Genomic DNA, 18,440 nt, shown 5'->3' with positions numbered 1-18,440 from the left:
TCAGGCAACCTGGCGCAACGCGGTATCCGTTGTTGCGCCTTCGCTGCGCGCATCATCCGGCCCGAACACCGCAGCCGGTTCCGGAAACAGGCTCAACAGCACCAGGTACACCACCGAAGCCAGGCCCAGGGTGACCGGCAGGCTGATGTCGATGCCATCCGCCAGGTTGCCGAGCACACCGACGAATTGCCCCGGCAGGTTGACGAAGCACAGGCCCACCAGCGCACTCGGGATCCAGGCCCCCAGCCCGCGCCAGTTCCAGCCGTGGGCGAACCAGTAGCGACCGCCTTTCTCGCCGCGGGTGAACACCTGCAGGTCATCGGGGCAGTAGAAGCCGCGACGCACCAGCAGGCCGATGATCATGATCACCATCCACGGGGTGGTGCAGGTGATGATCAACACGGCGAAGGTCGATACGCTCTGCACCAGGTTCGCCGCGAAGCGCCCGATGAAGATGAAGGCGATCGACATCACCCCGATCAGCAATGTGGCCTTGACCCGCGACAGCACTCTGGGGAACACGCTGGACATGTCCAGCCCGGTGCCATACAGCGACGTGGTGCCGGTGGACATGCCGCCGATCACCGCAATCAGGCACACCGGCAGGAAGAACCAGTTTGGCGAAACGGCCAGCAGGCCACCGACGTAGTTGTTGGCGGCGATGTAGTCCGGCGCCTTGATCGCCACGATGGTGGCGGTCGCGAGGCCGAACAGGAACGGGATGAACGTGGCGATCTGCGAGATCACCACCGCCGCCATGATCTGGCGCTTGGAGGTGTCGCGGGGGATGTAGCGTGACCAGTCGCCGAGGAACGCGCCGAAGGAAATCGGGTTGCTCATCGCCACCAGTGCCGCGCCGATGAAGGCGGCCCAGAAGCCTGGCTGGCCAAGGCTCACTGTGCCGGCGTAGTTCACATCGAAAGGTCCGGCGAAGGCGAAGACGCCCAGCAGGAACAGCAGGCTGGCGCTCCACACCGCGATCTTGTTGACCCACAGCAGGAAGCGGAAGCCGTAGATGCACACGGTCAATACCAGGATCGCGAACAGTCCGTAGGCCAGGCCCAGGGTCAGGTCGGTTTCCGGCAGGCCGATCAGCCGTTTGGCACCTCCGATCAGCGCGTCACCCGAGCTCCACACCGACAGCGAAAAGAACGCGATCGCAGTCAACAGCGACAGGAACGAACCGACGATCCGCCCGTGCACGCCGAAGTGCGCACCGGAAGACACGGCATTGTTGGTGCCGTTGAGCGGGCCGAACAGGCCCATCGGTGCGAGGATCAGCGAACCGAGCAGCACGCCCAGCACGATGGCCGCCACGCCGGCCTGAAAAGACAGGCCGAACAGCACCGGGAAACTGCCGAGCACGGCGGTGGCGAAGGTGTTCGAGCCGCCGAAGATCATCCGGAACAAGTCCGTCGGCCCTGCGGTGCGCTCGTGGTCCGGGATCTGTTCGACCCCGTGGGTTTCAATCTGCGTAAGGCTTTGGTCGTTGTTGTTCTTATTCATGATCTGCTCCGATCATAAAGGCGCGCTCATCGTGTGTGAGCGTTACCTGTTTGGCTAAGGTGTTGGCAGCCCTTCCGGCATTGCGGATAAATGTTCGTGACAGGCCAGCCACAGGCCTTGTTGTTCTTGGCCAGACGCCTGTTTTCTGAAAACAATCGTCTCGCGCTCCTGGCTGAAGTGTTGCTCCCCTTGCATGCGCAGCTCGGTGGCGACGTCATGGATGAAAATCGCCACGTCACCCTGCAGGCTGACGAAAGCGTTGCTCGACGTGCACGACAGCACTTCGAAGCCATCCTCGGCGCGCCAGCTGTCCCACAACGCCTGGTAGGCATCGCGCGACAGCAGGGGCTGTTCGAGGGTGTAGAACACGAAGCTGGCATCGGCGCTGAAGGCGCCGAAATAGGCCTCGCGATCGTTGCGGGCAAAGGCGGCCACCAGATCGGCGGCCGCTTGCAAAACCTGATCACGTTCAGTCATGGCCGATCCTCAGCGGTGGACGACGCCGGGCAGTACGCAGAGCATTTCGTACAGCAGGTTCGCGGCCAGCAGCGAGGTGTTGCCGGTGGTGTCGTAGGCGGGCGAGACTTCTACCAGATCGCAGCCGATCAGGTCGAGCCCCTGGCAGCCACGAACGATCTCGATGGCCTGAATGGTCGTCAGGCCGCCGATTTCCGGAGTGCCGGTGCCAGGTGCCCAGGCCGGGTCGATGCCGTCGATGTCGAAACTCAGGTACACCGGGCCGCCACCGACCTTCTCGCGAACTTCGGCCATCAGCGGCGCCAGGGACTTGTGCCAGCACTCTTCGGCCTGGACCACGCGGAAGCCCTGGTTGCGGCTCCAGTTGAAGTCGTCAGCGGTGTAGCCCTGGGCACGCAGGCCGATCTGCACCACGCGGTCCGGGTCGATCAGGCCTTCCTCGACGGCGCGGCGGAAGGTGGTGCCGTGAGCGATTTTCTCGCCGAACATGTGATCGTTGACGTCGGCGTGGGCATCGATGTGCACCAGGCCGACCTTGCCGTGCTTCTTGTGGATGGCACGCAGGATCGGCAGGGTGATGGTGTGGTCGCCGCCCAGGGTCAGCGGGATCACGTCGTGTTCGAGGATGTTGTCGTAGGATTCTTCGATGATCCGCACGGCATCCAGCAGGTTGAAGGTGTTGATCGCCACGTCGCCGATGTCGGCCACCGACAGCGAGTCGAACGGCGCGGCACCGGTGGCCATGTTGTACGGGCGGATCATCACCGATTCGGCGCGGATGTCCCGTGGCCCGAAACGGGTGCCGGGGCGCAGCGAAGTGCCGATGTCCAGCGGCACGCCAACGAAGGCAGCGTCCAGGCCGGCAGCGGTCGGTACATGGGGGAGTCGGAGCATGGTGGCGATGCCGCCGAAGCGCGGCATTTCGTTGCCGCCCAGTGGTTGGTGAAGAATCTTGTCCACGGGTAGGGCCTCATCGTCGTTGTTTTATTTATGCGGATACGCCGGCTGCGGAGGCACGGGCACCGTTGTGGGCCGATTCTGCGAAATGCCGGGGAGCGGAAGAATCGCTACGGGCAAATACTTAGTTCAGATTTTTCTAAACTAATGACCCTGAGATGGATAGACTTCACGCCATACGCAAAACCCGATACCAGAGCAAACCTTGTGGGAGCGAGCCTGCTCGCGATAGCGGTGGGTCATTCAACATGGATGTTGGCTGGACATCCTCTATCGCGAGCAGGCTCGCTCCCACAGGGGGCTGCCTTGGCTTGAGCTTCGCGCGTCTCGTCATTGGAGCTTTTGACATGGCCAACGCTTTACCCGACCTGAAACTGTTGCGCATCTTCGTCAGCGTGGTCCGCCATCAGGGGTTCGCCAACGCCCAGCAGGAGCTCAATCTCTCGACGTCGGCGATCAGTACCTACATGAGTCAGCTCGAAGCCGCCCTTGGCCTGGTGCTGTGCCATCGCGGGCGGGGCGGTTTCAGCCTGACCAGCAAAGGCGAACTGTTCCATCAGGAAACCCTGCGCCTGCTCGCCGAACTCGAGGGTTTCGAGCAATACGCAGCGGCGTTGAAGGGCGAGTTGCGCGGCACGTTGAACCTGGGGGTGATCGATTCCACCGTCAGCGACAAGGCCTTGCCGTTCGCCGAAGCCATCGGCGCCTACAGTCAGGAACACCCGGCGGTGCACCTGCACCTTTCGGTCATGAGCCCGTATGAACTGCAACTCGGCGTGCAGGACAACCGCCTCGACCTGGCCATCGGTGCGTTCTCCACGCGCATGAGTGGGCTGGTGTACATGCCGCTGTATCGCGAGCAGCACTGGCTGTATTGCAGCAACCGCCATCCGCTGTTCGCCGAGCGCCGTATCCCCGAGCAAGTCATTACCCAGCAACGCATGGTCGGCCGGGGCTACTGGAGCCAGGCCGAACTGGCGCGCCACGGTTTCAAGCACAGCGCGGCGACGGTGGAGAGCATGGAGGCGCAGCTGATTCTGGTGCTGTCCGGCGCCTACATCGGCTACCTGCCGGAGCACTATGCCCAGGCTTGGGCGGACAAGGGCGACTTGCGCGTGCTGCTGCCGGCGACCTTCGGTTACCAGGCGCCGTTCTCGATGATCGTGCGCCGTGGCCGCAGCCGCGAACCGCTGATCCAGACGTTCCGCGACCTGCTCAAGGCGCAACTCAACCAGGCGGCCTGAGGAAAAGCAAACGATGTCCAGAATCCACTGCCCGCGTTGCCTGCGCCCGCAAAGTCATTGCCTGTGTGCATTGATTCCGAGCCTCGACAGCCGCACCCGGGTATTGCTGTTGCAACACCCCAGCGAAGTGAACCATGCACTGAACACCGCGCGGCTGGCTGCGCTGGGATTGAAGAACGCCGAATTGATCGTCGGCGAGGTGTTCGAGGACCTGCCGCAGCGGTTGAACCCGCCGGGGTATCAGGCGCGATTGTTGTTTCCCGGCGACGAGGCGCAGCCAATGCAGCCCTACCGCTCGACCGATCAGCCGTTGCTGCTGGTGGTGCCCGATGGCACCTGGCGCAAGGCGCGCAAGATGCTGCACCTCAATCCGCTGTTGGCGGCGCTCCCTCGGGTGACCCTGGCCGACGGCGGCGTGTCGCGCTATCGACTGCGCAAGGCACCGGGGCCGGGGGCATTGTCGACGGTGGAGGCGGTTGTGCAGGCGTTGCAGGTGCTGGAAGCGCCCGCCCGTTTCGAGCCGTTGCTGAAACCGTTCGAGGCGCTGATCGAGGGGCAGATCGCGGCGATGGGGGAGGAGGTTTTTCAGCGTAATCATGCGGACAGATAAGTGTTGACTGTACTGGCCTCATCGCGAGCAGGCTCGCTCCCAAGGGATCTCGGTTGTCCACAGGTCGTGTAAACACTACAAAACACTGTGGGAGCGAGCCTGCTCACGATGAGGCTCGCATGAACAGCCGAGATTACCGCTCCCGCATCGCCTCGGTCCGTGCCTTCAGCACTGGTTTCAACAGGTAATCCAGTACGCTTTTCTCCCCGGTGATGATATCCACCGTCGCCACCATGCCTGGAATGATCAGCAGCGGCTTCACGTCCCCGCCCAGGTGATTCTTGTCGGTGCGCACCTGGATCAGGTAGAAACTGTTGCCCTTGTCATCGGTGATCGTGTCGGCGCCGATCAATTCCAGTCTGGCGCTCAGGCCGCCGTAAATCGTGTAGTCATAGGCCGTGAACTTGACCATGGCTTTCTGCCCCGGGTGCAGGAAGGCCACGTCCTGGGGGCGTACCTTGGCTTCGATCAGCAGGTTGTCCTCGATGGGGACGATTTCCACCATGTCGCTGCCCGGCTGGACCACGCCGCCGATGGTGTTGACCTTCAGCACCTTGATGATCCCGTGCACCGGCGACACCACGGTGGTGCGGCTCACCCGGTCATCGATGGCAATGCTCGATGCTGTGATTTTCGACAGGTCGGTGCGTTTTTCGTTGAGGTCCTTGGCTGCCTCCGAGCGGAAGGTCTGTTCGGATTCGTCGATCTTGCTCTTGATCTCGGCGATGGCCGCTTCGGCACGGGGAATCGCCAGCGTCGTGGCATTCAGCGAGCCGCGAATCTCCACCGCGCTACGCTTGAGCCGCAGGATTTCCACCGGCGACACCGCGCCGGTGCCCACCAGGGGCGCGGACATGTTCATTTCCTGTTGCAGCAGGGCCAGGCTGGAGCTGAATTGACTCTGCTTGGAGCGAAACTCCGCCAGTTCCTGGGTTTTCTGCCGCAGTTGTTCGCTCAGCGTGCGCTGTTCACTGGCCAGGCGACGCTGGCGCTGCTCGTACAGCGCGCGTTCGTCCTCGGCCACCTGCGGCGCCTTGTCGATCACTTCCTGGGTCAGCTTGAACGGCCGACCCTCGGCCTCCGCCGACAGGCGCTCGACCTGTGCGGTCAAGGCATAGCGGTCGGCCTCGCTTTCACCCTTGTTCGACAGAAAGCGCGTGTCATCCAGGCGCAGCAGGGTGTCGCCCTTGTTCACCATTTGCCCTTCGCGAACGAAGATCTCAGTGACGATGCCGCCCTCCAGGTTCTGGATCACCTGAACCTTGCTCGAGGGAATCGCCTTGCCTTCGCCCATGGTGACTTCGTCCAGCACCGCGAATTTGGCCCAGACCACGGCGCTGATGATCAACGCCGCGGCGAGCCAGACGGTGATCCGCGACCAGCGCGGCGAATCCTGCAACGAAGCGCCGGCGGTTTCCGGCATGTATTCGCTCTCGGCGCTTTTGCTGAAGCTGTCGAAGTAACCGCGTGAACTTTGTGAAGATGCCATGGCGGCCTCCTAGACGGCCGCAGAGCCGACACGGCCCTTGCGCAGTGCATCGATGACCGCTTCTTTCGGACCGTCGGCGACGATCCTCCCGTTGTCCAGCACCACCAGCCGATCCACCAGACTGAGCATCGAGGTGCGGTGCGTGACCAGCAGCAGGGTCTTGCCCTGGACCAGGCCGTGAAGTTTCTGCCGCAGGATGTCCTCGCTGCTGTTGTCCATGGCGCTGGTGGGTTCGTCGAGCAACATGATCGGCGGGTCGAGCAACAGAGCCCGAGCCAGCAGCACGGCCTGGCGTTGACCGCCGGAGAGCAACTGGCCACGCTCGCCGACTGGGCGGTCGAAGCCGTGTGGATGTTGGCGGGCCAGGTCGGTGACGCCCGTCAACTCGGCCACTTCCAGCATCCGCGCGTCGCTGATGTAGCGTGCGCCGAGGGTCAGGTTGTCGCGCAGGCTGCCGGCGAGCAGCGGCAGGTCATGGGCCACGTAACCGATCTGTTGGCGCAGGTCGGCGACGTCGAGTTGTCGCAGGTCCAGGCCATCGAGCAGCAACTGCCCTTCACCGGGTTCGAAGAACCCCATCAACAACCGCCCCAGGGTACTTTTGCCCGAACCGCTGCGACCGATGATGCCCACCCGTTCACCGGGCTTGAGGCTGAAACTGATGTTGTTCAGTGCCGGCGCATTCTGGCCGTTGTAGTGGAAGGTCACACCGCTGACGTCCAGTGCGCCTTGCAATTGCGTGCGTTCCAGCGGGCGCTGGCGGGCGTCGCGTTCCTGCGGCAGGCTCATCAGCGCGTCGGTGCTCTTCATGGTCAGTTGCGCTTGCTGATAGCGGGTGATCAGGCCGGCGATCTGTCCCAGCGGGGCCAGTACCCGGCTGCCGAGCATGTACGACGCCACCAGCGCCCCCACGCTCAGGTTGCCAGCGATGATGCTGTACACGCCAGCGACGATGGTCGCCATGCCGGAGAACTGCTGGATGAACAACGTACCGTTGGTGGCCAGCGCCGAGAGGTTGCGCGCATGGCTGTCGAGGCGGGTGAGGGCGCCGTGGGTGCTTTCCCATTTGTGCTGGCGTTCGCTTTCGGCGCTGCAGGCCTTGAGGGTTTCCAGGCCGCCGAGGGTTTCGATCAACAGCGCCTGGCGCTCGGCGCCGAGGGTCAGGCTTTTTTGCACGGTGTCACGCAGGCGCGCCTGGATCACCATGGCAAACACGATGGTGATCGGGAAGGCGAGCAACGGAATCACCACCAGCCAGCCACCGAGCAGGCCGATCACCACCAGCATCAGTACGACGAACGGCAGGTCGATCAGGCTGGTCAGGGTGACGGCGGTGAGGAATTCACGCAGTCCCTGGAAGTCATGGATGCTCTGGGCAAATCCGCCGATGGTCGCCGGGCGTGCTTTCATCGACATGCCGGTGATGCGCTCGAACAGCGTTGCCGACAGGATCACGTCGGTTTTCTTGCCGGCGGTGTCCAGCAGGTGCGCGCGCACGACCCGCAACGCCAGTTCGAAGCCGGTGCCGATCAGCAAGCCGATGGACAGCACCCACAAGGTTGAAGTGGCCTGGTTCGGCACCACCCGGTCGTAGGTCTGCATCACGAACAGCGGTACCATCAAGCCCAGCAGGTTGATCAGGAAACTGGCGAGGATGGCGTCGCTGTACAGCCATTTCGACAGCTTCAACGTGTCGCGAAACCACGCTTCGACCCGGGGCACCAGGGGCGAGCGCAGGTCTTCGAGCTCATGCCGTGGCCGGGCGAACAAGGCCTGGCCGCTGTAGTTTTCAGTGAGTTCCTCGCGGCTGACCCATTGCTCGCCGCCGTCTGCCTCGCTTGGCAGGATCAGCAGGCGGCCGTCTTCGCCGAAGCGACGCAGGACCGCCGTGCGGCCGTTGTTGAGGATCAGCATGACGGGCAGGTTGAGCGGGGAAATGTCTTGCAGGTCACGGCGCAGCAGGCGTGCCTGCAAACTGGCCCGGGCCGCCGCGCGGGGCAGCAGGTCCGGGCTCATGCGTTGGTGTGCCATTGGCAGCCCGGCACTGAGGCTGGCGCGACTGACCGTCGCGCCATGGAGTTTGCAGAGAATCAGCAGCCCGTCCAGAAGCGGGTCGTCGAAGCTCAGCCGTGGATCGACACCGGTGTTGCCCGGTTCCATGCTGGTCACAGGGATCGCTCCATTGCGTTATCTCAACTCAGGCAGGCGAGCTTCACTTTTCACTTCGGTCCTGGCGACCGCATCGGCGGGCAGCACCACGCGCTGCTTGCTCAACAACTCGCCCATGTTCGCCAGGACACGGTACATCGAGAACTCCTCGGTGTAGCGTACCTCGGTATAGCGGCGGTTGGCGTTGTAGAGTTCGTTTTCACTGTCGAGCACGTCGAGCAGGGTGCGTTGGCCGAGGCCGAACTGATCCTGGTAGGCCGCGCGCACACGGGTGGTGGTTTCGGCGTATTCGCGGGCGGTCGGCGTTTGTTTGCGGGCGTTGAGCATGGCGTTCCAGGCCAGGCGGATGTTTTCGTTGAGCTGGCGCAGGGCGTTGTTGCGGATGTCCAGTGCCTGATTGATCTTGTGTGCATCGGAGGCCAGCCGCGCCTTGTCGCTGCCGCCACGGAACAGGTTGTAGTTCATCACGATGCCGACGCGCCACTCGTTGTCGTGGCCTTCCTCACCCGCGATGTTGTTGTTCGCACCCACCGCCGCTTCCGCGTCGAAGCGCGGGTAGAACGGCGATTTGGCCACTTCATACTGGCTCTCGGCCGATTGCACGTCGGCCTGGGCCGATTTCAGGTACGGGTTGTTATCGACCATGCTCTGCTGGGCGTCCTGGATCGAGGCGGGCATTTCGCCGCGAATCGACGGCGCGGTTTCCAGTTCGTCGGGCAGGCGCCCGACCACGGCGAAGAAGTTCGCCTCGGCGTCGGCCAGGTCGACCTCGGCAGTGTCGAGGTTGTTCTCGGCCAGTGCGCGACGGGCCACGGATTGATCGGCGTCGGCATTGCTGCCGATGCCGCGCTGGGTGCGCAGGCCGATCTGGTCGTTGACCCGCAGGTGCGCCTGCAGGTTGTTCTTGGCCAGGGTTACCAGTTCGCGCCGCTTGAGCACTTCGAGGTAGACCTCGATGGTGCGCAGGGCCAGGTCCTGGGCGGTGCCCTGGGCGTAATAGGCCCGGGAGTTGACCACGCCCTTGGTGCGCTCGACTTCATTGGAGGTGTTGAAACCGTCGAACAGCATCTGCCGCAAACGCAGCTCCGACTGGGTGTAATTGAGGATTTCGGTGTGGTGATTACCGAAGGCCCGGGTGTTGGTGTTGTCGCTGTACCCGCGCCCGTACGAGGCGTTCAGGTCAACGGAAGGGTAAAACCCGCCCTTGGCGACTTTCACGTCTTCATCCGCCGACAGACGGCTGTCCACCCGCGACGCCAGTTCCGGGTGAGTGGCGATGGTGCTCTGGATCGCCTCGGTCATGGTCATGGCCTGAGCCTGGGAGATGCAGGCCATGGCCAATAGAATCGAGCTGCAAAGGGGGGTCAGTCGGCGCATGGGTACATCTCCCTGAAATCCTAATAGTGCTTTATCAGTCGCCAAATATTTGACGACATTTATGTGTAAAACCGTTTCATACTTGTAACATCAGAGCTAAGAACATTCTTGAAAGAAACTTAGAAGTTTTTCTCATAATAGTTATTCCAAAAAAAACTTATGCACTCCGAAAAATCCAGCACATTGTTCAATCCGTGAACCCCTTGTTTCATGAGCCTTAGGGAGCTTATCGAGGGGTTACGGAAAGTTCCATCGACTTATCGACATGGGGCGAAGAAGTGTTGGAGGGGAGGGACGCGGAACGGTTTTTGAGTGACGGTTTTTTGTCACTCACTGCTTCAAAACCGTTACGCATCGCTCGCAGGAGGGTGAGTTCGCAACAGCAACTTGATGTGATTGATTGCATTGGGTTTTATGTTGAAACGGAACACCTGGCCGCGAGCGAATCGCTTGGCGAGAACGTCGCCAGGGCAGCGGCTTGATGGGTAAAGCCGCTGCCCGGTCGACGATCCGCCGTTCACCCGTTTGTGCCATCGCATTTCTTCGCCAACAACAGGATGCCAACAGACGTTGGCAGCGGAGGAAATGCACATGGCTACGCTCATCGGTATCGTCAGTAAGGTCATTGGTCAGGTGTTCGCCGAATCCGGCGACGGCACTCGCCGCGCTCTGATCGAGGGGGACCGCCTGTTTGCCGGCGATCAACTGGTGACCGGAGCCGACGGTGCGGTGGCAGTGCATTTGCAAAATGGCCAGGAACTGACCCTCGGGCGCGGCAGCAGCCTGAACATGAATGCGCAGCTGCTGGCCGATCGTGTGCCTCACGTGGAAACGGCCGAAGCGACGACGCCGACCCAGGCCCAACTGACAGACGTCGAACAGCTGCAAAAAGCCATCGCCGCCGGCGATGACCCGACGCAAACCGCCGAAGCAACGGCAGCCGGTCCCGGCACACCTGGCAATCCGGGTGGTGGTGCACTGGGAGGTGGCCACAGCTTCGTGATGCTCGAGGAAGTGGCGGGACGGGTCGATCCGACGATCGGTTTTCCCACGGCCGGCTTCAACGGCATTCCCGAGTTTCCCCTGGAGCGCCTGGCCGGTGACCCCGACAACGGCGGGCCGGATGCGCCCATCACGCCGATCGTGCCCGACACCCCGGACAATCCCGTCACCCTCGACGGCCTGTCGGTGGAAGGCGGCGAACTGACGCTCAACGAAGCGAACCTGAGCAGCGGTTCCCTCGACAACCCGGCAGCGCTGACCCAGAGCGGTACGTTCTCGGTGACGGCGCCCGACGGCGTCAGCAACCTGAGCGTCGGCGGGATCAACGTGGTCAGCAATGGCGTGGTCGCCGGTTTCCCACAAACGGTCACCACCCCATTGGGCAACACCCTGACCGTGACCGGTTACAACCCGGCCACCGGCGTGGTGAGCTACAGCTACACCCTCAACGGCAACGAAGCGCATGCGACGGGTGACGGACAGAACAACCTCAGTGAACACTTCACCGTGGTCGCCACGGACAGCGATGGTGATACCGCCACGGGTTCGCTGGACGTCAACATCACCGACGACGTGCCCAAAGCCGTGGACGACAGCAACGCCGGCACCGCCACCTCGACCCATCTGACCCTCGACGGCAACGTGCTGACCAATGACGTGCAAGGCGCCGACCGCGTGCCGACCGGTCCGGACAGCGGACCGATCACCGCCGGGACCTTCACCGGCACCTACGGCACCCTGGTGCTGAACGCCAACGGCACCTACACCTACACGCTGAACACCGGCACTGCCGGGTTCCAGGCGCTGCATGAAGGCGGCAGCGGCACCGAGACTTTCACCTACACCCTGACCGACGCTGATGGTGACACCAGCACCGCCAACCTGGTGCTGAACATCCACAACAATGGCGTGAGCCTCGGCGGCCTCGACGTGACCGGCGGCGAGCTCACCGTCTACGAGAAAAACCTTACCTACGGCACCGACCCGGATGCCCCGGCGTTGACCCAGACCGGTACCTTCACCGTGACGGCGCCCGATGGCTTGCAGACCCTGACTGTCGGTGGCATCCCGGTGATCAGCGGCGGCGTGACGGCGGGCTTCCCGCAAACGATCCTCACCGACAGCGGGGCGAACTTCACCATCACCGGCTACAACCCGGCGACCGGCGTGGTCACCTACAGCTACACCCTGAACAACGCAGACACCCATCCGAATGCCGACGGCACCAACAGCGTCTCCGAGCATTTCACCGTGGTTGCGACCGACACCGATGGCAGCACCGCCACCGGGCAGATCGACGTCAACATCGTCGACGACCTGCCGACCGCCAATCCCGACAAGGCGTCGGTGGGCGAAGGCGGCATCATCGAAGGCAACGTGCTGGCCAATGACGTGGCGGGTGCCGATGGCCTCGCGGCGAGCGGCGGCGTGGTCGGCGTGCGCGCAGGTTCCGATACCTCGACCCCGGTCAGCGGCGGCCTCAACACCCAGATCAATGGCACCTACGGCTACCTGATCCTCGATGCCCAGGGCAACGCCGAATACCACAGCTACCCGAACGCCGTGAACGGCCCGGGTGCCAGCGACACCTTCACCTACACCATCCGCGATGCCGATGGCGACCTGAGCACCACCACCGTCACGGTCGACGTGATCAACAGTTGCCTCACTGCGGCGGTCGATAACGAGGTGACGGTCTACGAAAAAGCCCTGGACCTGAACCAGGATGGCAAGGATCTGGCCCCCGGCACGGTGACCGGCAGCGATCCGACCCATACCGGTGAAACGGCTTCCGGCACGCTGGTGGGTTCGGTCACCGGCGGCTCCGGGACCATCACTTACACTCTGGTGGGCAGCAATCAGGGCAATTACGGCCAGATTCAGCTCAATGCGGACGGCACCTACACCTACACCCTGACGTCGCCGGCCAGCACCACGCCGCATGCGGACAACGGGGCCAATACGCTGACCGAAACCTTCACCTACCAGGCCACGGACTGGATCGGCAACAAAGTCACCAGCACCATCGTGGTCAACATCGTCGACGACGTGCCCCAAGCCGTGGACGACAGCAACGCCGGCACGGCCACCTCGACCCATCAGGCTCTGGAAGGCAACGTGCTGACCAACGATGTGCAGGGCGCCGACCGTGTGCCGACGGGCCCGGACAGCGGACCGATCACCGCCGGGACCTTCACCGGTACCTACGGCACCCTGGTGCTGAACGCCAACGGCACCTACACCTACACGCTGAACACCAGCGGCGCAGGTTTCCAGGCGCTGCACGAAGGCGGCGCCGGCACCGAGACGTTCACCTACACCCTGACCGACGCTGATGGTGACACCAGCACCGCCAACCTGGTGCTGAACGTCCATAACAGCGGCGTTACCCTGGGTGGCCTTGATGCCAGTGGCGGCGAGCTCACCGTCTACGAGAAAAACCTCATCTACGGCACCGATCCGGATGCCCCGGCGCTGACCCAGACCGGCACCTTCACCGTGACCGCGCCTGATGGCTTGCAGACCCTCACCGTCGGCGGCATTCCGGTCATCAGCGGCGGTGTGACGGCAGGCTTCCCGCAAACGATCCTCACCGACAGCGGGGCGAACTTCACCATCACCGGCTACAACCCGGCGACCGGCGTGGTCACCTACAGCTACACCCTGAACAACGCCGACACCCATCCGAATGCCGACGGCACGAACAGCGTTTCCGAACACTTCACCGTGGTCGCCACTGACGCCGATGGCAGCACCGCCACCGGACAGATCGACGTCAACATCGTCGATGACCTGCCGACTGCCCACGCCGACAACGCGTCGGTGGGCGAGGGCGGCATCATCGAAGGCAATGTGCTGGCGAACGACATCGCCGGCGCCGATGGCCTCGCGGCGGGCGGCGGCGTGGTCGGCGTGCGTTTCGGTTCCGATACGTCGACCCCGGTCACGGGTGGCCTCAACACCCAGATCAACGGCACCTACGGTTACCTGATCCTCGACGCCCAGGGCAATGCCGAGTACCACAGCAACCCGAACGCGGTCAGCGGCCCCGGTGCCAGCGACACCTTCACCTACTCCATCCGCGATGCCGACGGCGACGTCAGCACCACCACGGTCACGGTCGACGTGATCAACAGCTGCCTCACGGCCGCGGTCGATAACGAACTCACCGTCTACGAAAAAGCCCTGGACCTGAACCAGGACGGCAAGGACCTCGCGCCTGGCACCGTCATCGGCAGCGATCCAACCCACACCGGCGAAACGGCTTCCGGCACCCTGGTGGGTTCGGTCACGGGCGGCTCCGGCACCCTCACCTACACCCTGGTGGGCAGCGACCATGGCAATTATGGCCAGATCCTGCTCAACCCGGACGGAACCTACACCTACACCCTGACCTCGCCGGCCGGCACCACGCCGCAAGCGGACAACGGGACCAACACCGTTACAGAAACCTTCACCTATCAGGCCACCGACTGGATCGGCAACAAGGTGACCAGCACTATCGTCGTCAACATCGTCGACGACGTGCCCAAAGCCCATGCCGACAACGCGTCGGTGGGCGAGGGTGGCATCATCCAGGGCAACGTGCTGGCCAATGACGTGGCGGGTGCCGACGGACTTGCGGCGGGTGGTGGCGTGGTCGGCGTGCGCGCAGGCTCCGACACCTCGACCCCGGTCAACGGCGGCCTCAACACCCAGATCAACGGCACCTATGGCTACCTGATCCTCGACGCCCAGGGCAATGCCGAGTACCACAGCAACCCGAACGCCGTGAATGGCCCGGGTGCCAGCGACACCTTCACCTACTCCATCCGCGATGCCGACGGCGACGTCAGCACCACCACGGTCACGGTCGACGTGATCAACAGCTGCCTCACGGCCGCGGTCGATAACGAACTCACCGTCTACGAAAAAGCCCTGGACCTGAACCAGGACGGCAAGGACCTCGCGCCTGGCACCGTCATCGGCAGCGATCCAACCCACACCGGCGAAACGGCTTCCGGCACCCTGGTGGGTTCGGTCACGGGCGGCTCCGGCACCCTCACCTACACCCTGGTGGGCAGCGACCATGGCAATTATGGCCAGATCCTGCTCAACCCGGACGGCACCTACACCTACACCCTGACCTCGCCGGCCGGCACCACGCCGCAAGCGGACAACGGGACCAACACCGTTACAGAAACCTTCACCTATCAGGCCACCGACTGGATCGGCAACAAGGTGACCAGCACCATCGTCGTCAACATCGTCGACGACGTGCCCAAAGCCCATGCCGACAACGCGTCGGTGGGCGAGGGTGGCATCATCCAGGGCAACGTGCTGGCCAATGACGTGGCGGGAGCCGACGGACTTGCGGCGGGCGGCGGCGTGGTCGGCGTGCGCGCGGGCTCCGACACCTCGACCCCGGTCAACGGCGGCCTCAACACCCAGATCAACGGCACCTACGGTTACCTGATCCTCGACGCCCAGGGCAATGCCGAGTACCACAGCAACCCGAACGCCGTGAACGGCCCGGGTGCCAGCGACACGTTCACCTACTCCATCCGCGATGCCGACGGCGACGTCAGCACCACCACGATTACGGTCGACGTCAACAACAGTTGCCTCACCGCGTCCGCTGATAACGACGTGACCGTGTACGAGAAAGCCCTCGACCTGAGCCAGGACGGCAAGGACCTCGCCCCTGGCACGGTCACCGGCAGCGATCCCCATCACACCGGCGAAACCGGCTCGGGAACGCTGGTGGGGTCGGTCACCGGCAACTCGGGTTCGATCACCTACACCCTGATCGGAAGCGATCACGGCACCTATGGCCAGATCCAGCTCAACCCGAACGGCACCTACACCTACACCCTGACCTCGCCGGCCAGCACCACGCCGTCGGCCAACAACGGCGCGAACACGCTGAGCGAAAGCTTCACCTACAAGGCCACCGATAACCTGGGCAACACCAGCTTCAGCACGATCAAGGTCAACATCGTCGACGACGTGCCCAAGGCTGTTCCTGTCGAGCGTTCTGTGGCGGCGGCGGAGGTCGACACCAACCTGCTGCTGGTGATCGACGTGTCCGGCAGCATGAAGGACCCCTCCGGCGTGACCGGCCTGTCGCGGCTGGAGCTGGCCAAGCAAGCGATCAGCGCCTTGCTCGACAAGTACGACGACCTGGGCGACGTGAAAGTGCAGATCGTCACCTTCAGCAGCGGTGCGTCGGATAAAACCGAAGTCTGGACCGACGTGGCCTCGGCCAAGTCGATCATCGCCGGCCTGAAGGCCGACGGTAATACCAACTACGACGCCGCCGTGGCCGTGGCGAAAGATGCGTTCGACACCAGCGGCAAAATCGTCGGCGCGCAGAACGTCGGCTACTTCTTCTCCGACGGCAAACCCAACGAAGGCGACATCGGCAAGACCGACGAGGCGAACTGGAAGTCGTTCCTGGAAGAGAACCACATCAAGAACTACGCGATCGGCCTGGGCAACGGGGTCAGCAATGCCAACCTGGATCCGCTGGCGTATGACAGCAGCGCCGGAACCGGTCACGGCACCAACACCAACGCCACGGTGGTGACGGACCTCAACCAGCTCAACTCGGTGTTGTCGGGCACGGTGGTCGGTGCGCCGATCACCGGTTCGCTGGTGGGCGACGGCGGTTCGTTTGGTGCCGACGGCGGGTTCGTCAAAACCATCACCGTCGATGGCACCACCTACACCTTCGACCCCAAGGGCGACAACAACAAGGGAGCCGTGGGTTTCAGCGGCGGCGCCAACCACGGCACCTTCAACACCACCGACAACACCCTGAGCATTGCCACCAACGGCAAGGGCACCCTGGTGGTGAACCTCGACACGGGCGAGTACACCTACACCTCGCAGAAAGCCACGACCACGACGATCACCGAGAACATCGGCTACACCCTCAGTGACAACGACGGCGACCTGGCCAGTTCGACCCTGGTGGTCAAGGTCGTGCCGAACGCGCCACCGGTGGCGGTCGCCGACCATGTCATCACCAACGTGCTGTCGGGCAACATCACGCTGCCGGCCGATGCGTTGCTGGCCAACGACACCGACCCCAACGGCAATCCGCTGACCGCCTCCCCGATCACCTTCAACACCGGGTGGGTGGCCAAGGGCGCGGACTTCACCGGCAGCAACCCGAACTTCGGCTTCACCGCCAGCAATGCCCAGAGCGTGACCATCGCCCGCAGTGCCTTCGTCGCCAACACAACGGCCATGACGGCGATGCTGGTGGTCAGCGGCGCACTGGGTGCGGTCACCACCAAAAACAGCAATGACGAGGATCGCATCAACGTCACCCTCAAACAGGGTGAAACCCTCAACCTGGATCACAACCTGGCGGCCGGCCACGTCTCTCTGGAGTATTCGGTCAATGGTGGCCCGTTCATCTCGATCGGCGATGGCCAGACCATCACCGCCAACGTGGATGGCACCTACCAGATCCATATCACCAACCTTGACGAGGGTGGCAAGAACGACAGCGGCAAGGGAGCGGAAAACTACCAGCTGACCCTGACGGTCGATTATTCCGGCGCCCACGACATCACGCCGGACTACCACGGCACCTACACCGCCAACGACGGCCATGGTGGCAGCGGCAATGCCGACGTGAGCATCACCTATCAGGCCGGCCACACCCTGACGGGCACCACGGGCGATGACGTACTCCTGGCGGGCACCGGCGCCAACGTGATCCACGCCGGTGACGGCAACGATGTGCTGACCGCCGGTGACGGCAACAACGAACTCCACGGCGAGGCCGGCAACGACTTGCTCTACAGCGGGGCGGGCAACGACCTGCTGGACGGCGGCACGGGCATCGACACCGCGAGCTATGCCCACGCCACGGCCGGGGTCAAGGTCGACCTGAGCCTGCTGGGGCCGCAGAACACCCTGGGGGCGGGCACCGACACCCTGACCGGCATCGAGAACCTGATCGGTTCCGACTACAACGACACGCTCATTGGCGACAGCCACAACAACACCCTCGTCGGCGGCCTCGGCAACGACGTGCTCAACGGTGGCGCTGGCGATGATTTGCTGATCGGCGGGCTGGGCAACAACACCCTGACCGGAGGCACGGGTTCGGACACCTTCCAGTGGCTCCAGGGCAACAGCGGCCACGACGTGGTCACCGACTTCACCCCGGGCACCGACAAGCTCGACCTGTCACAACTGCTGCAGGGCGAGAACGGCACGGCGGCGTCGCTGGATGACTACCTGCACTTCAAGGTCACCGGCAGCGGCGATTCACTGGTCACCACCATCGACGTCAGCGCCATGGCCGGCGCCGCGCCGAACCAGACCATCGACCTCGCCGGGGTCGACCTGGCCAGTCACTACGGGGTGACACCGGGGGCGGGTGGGCTGATCGCCGGGGCGGACACCGCCACCATCATCAACGGCATGCTCAATGACCATTCGTTGAAGGTCGATACCGTGTGACCTGACGCCCACTGGAAAACCCGCCATCCCTGTCGAGGGGAGGGCGGGTTTTTTTGTGCCTGTGATCTTTCCGGGTGTCTGACCGGTGGTAGCAAACCCTGTGATTTATGACAGTAGGCACCGGTTCAGGGCTGACGTTGAATCA

9 protein-coding genes are annotated in these 18,440 nt (G+C 63.4%); 3 read left to right on the top strand and 6 right to left on the bottom strand.

Features of this window, described 5'->3' with window-relative positions; all coding sequences use genetic code 11:
• The 3 genes from ACM6IM_RS13505 to speB are packed head-to-tail and all read right to left on the bottom strand — an operon-like array spanning window position 1 to window position 2,943.
• Entirely contained in the window at window positions 1-1,506 is a 1,506-nt protein-coding gene (locus ACM6IM_RS13505; RefSeq protein ID WP_414865374.1) for a purine-cytosine permease family protein, read from the bottom strand.
• A 54-nt stretch (window positions 1,507-1,560) separates the two neighbouring features.
• A complete protein-coding gene (locus ACM6IM_RS13500) occupies window positions 1,561-1,983 on the bottom strand; it encodes a YybH family protein (protein ID WP_414865373.1) in 423 nt (140 codons plus the stop codon).
• 9 nt (window positions 1,984-1,992) lie between these two features.
• On the bottom strand, window positions 1,993-2,943 hold the full coding sequence (speB, locus tag ACM6IM_RS13495; protein ID WP_056853080.1) for an agmatinase: 951 nt from the start codon (window positions 2,941-2,943) through the stop codon (window positions 1,993-1,995).
• Window positions 2,944-3,287: 344 nt separating this feature from the next.
• On the opposite strand from speB, the gene ACM6IM_RS13490 reads away from it, so the two are divergent.
• Window positions 3,288-4,184: a LysR family transcriptional regulator gene (locus ACM6IM_RS13490; RefSeq protein ID WP_192302205.1), complete on the top strand. Its 897-nt coding sequence runs from the start codon at window positions 3,288-3,290 to the stop codon at window positions 4,182-4,184.
• A 13-nt stretch (window positions 4,185-4,197) separates the two neighbouring features.
• Window positions 4,198-4,794: a tRNA-uridine aminocarboxypropyltransferase gene (locus ACM6IM_RS13485; RefSeq protein WP_414865372.1), complete on the top strand. Its 597-nt coding sequence runs from the start codon at window positions 4,198-4,200 to the stop codon at window positions 4,792-4,794.
• Between the two features lie 133 nt (window positions 4,795-4,927).
• Here the strand turns inward: ACM6IM_RS13485 and ACM6IM_RS13480 are convergent, their stop codons facing one another.
• The 3 genes from ACM6IM_RS13480 to ACM6IM_RS13470 are packed head-to-tail and all read right to left on the bottom strand — an operon-like array spanning window position 4,928 to window position 9,829.
• On the bottom strand, window positions 4,928-6,283 hold the full coding sequence (locus ACM6IM_RS13480; protein ID WP_201195983.1) for an HlyD family type I secretion periplasmic adaptor subunit: 1,356 nt from the start codon (window positions 6,281-6,283) through the stop codon (window positions 4,928-4,930).
• Window positions 6,284-6,292: 9 nt separating this feature from the next.
• Window positions 6,293-8,452, bottom strand: coding sequence for a type I secretion system permease/ATPase (locus ACM6IM_RS13475; RefSeq protein ID WP_414865371.1), 2,160 nt, complete (start codon window positions 8,450-8,452; stop codon window positions 6,293-6,295).
• Window positions 8,453-8,470: 18 nt separating this feature from the next.
• Complete coding sequence (locus ACM6IM_RS13470) at window positions 8,471-9,829, bottom strand: TolC family outer membrane protein (RefSeq protein WP_192302201.1); 1,359 nt, start codon at window positions 9,827-9,829, stop codon at window positions 8,471-8,473.
• A 591-nt stretch (window positions 9,830-10,420) separates the two neighbouring features.
• Between ACM6IM_RS13470 and ACM6IM_RS13465 the strand changes: the two genes are divergently transcribed.
• Entirely contained in the window at window positions 10,421-18,295 is a 7,875-nt protein-coding gene (locus ACM6IM_RS13465) for a retention module-containing protein (protein WP_414865370.1), read from the top strand.
• Window positions 18,296-18,440: the final 145 nt, after the last annotated feature.

Source organism: Pseudomonas sp. IT-P12 (genome assembly GCF_949767465.1).
Classification (GTDB): domain Bacteria; phylum Pseudomonadota; class Gammaproteobacteria; order Pseudomonadales; family Pseudomonadaceae; genus Aquipseudomonas.
Note: the sequence above shows the minus strand (reverse complement) of the source record. Positions and strands in the feature narration are given on the sequence as shown.

Bases quoted from the DNA above. Each gene is read 5' to 3' on its own strand.
- ACM6IM_RS13490 (WP_192302205.1), top strand. From the start codon at position 3,288: ATGGCCAACGCTTTACCCGACCTGAAACTGTTGCGCATCTTCGTCAGC.
- ACM6IM_RS13480 (WP_201195983.1), bottom strand. From the start codon at position 6,283: ATGGCATCTTCACAAAGTTCACGCGGTTACTTCGACAGCTTCAGCAAA.
- ACM6IM_RS13485 (WP_414865372.1), top strand. From the start codon at position 4,198: ATGTCCAGAATCCACTGCCCGCGTTGCCTGCGCCCGCAAAGTCATTGC.
- ACM6IM_RS13470 (WP_192302201.1), bottom strand. From the start codon at position 9,829: ATGCGCCGACTGACCCCCCTTTGCAGCTCGATTCTATTGGCCATGGCC.
- ACM6IM_RS13500 (WP_414865373.1), bottom strand. From the start codon at position 1,983: ATGACTGAACGTGATCAGGTTTTGCAAGCGGCCGCCGATCTGGTGGCC.
- ACM6IM_RS13465 (WP_414865370.1), top strand. From the start codon at position 10,421: ATGGCTACGCTCATCGGTATCGTCAGTAAGGTCATTGGTCAGGTGTTC.
- ACM6IM_RS13505 (WP_414865374.1), bottom strand. From the start codon at position 1,506: ATGAATAAGAACAACAACGACCAAAGCCTTACGCAGATTGAAACCCAC.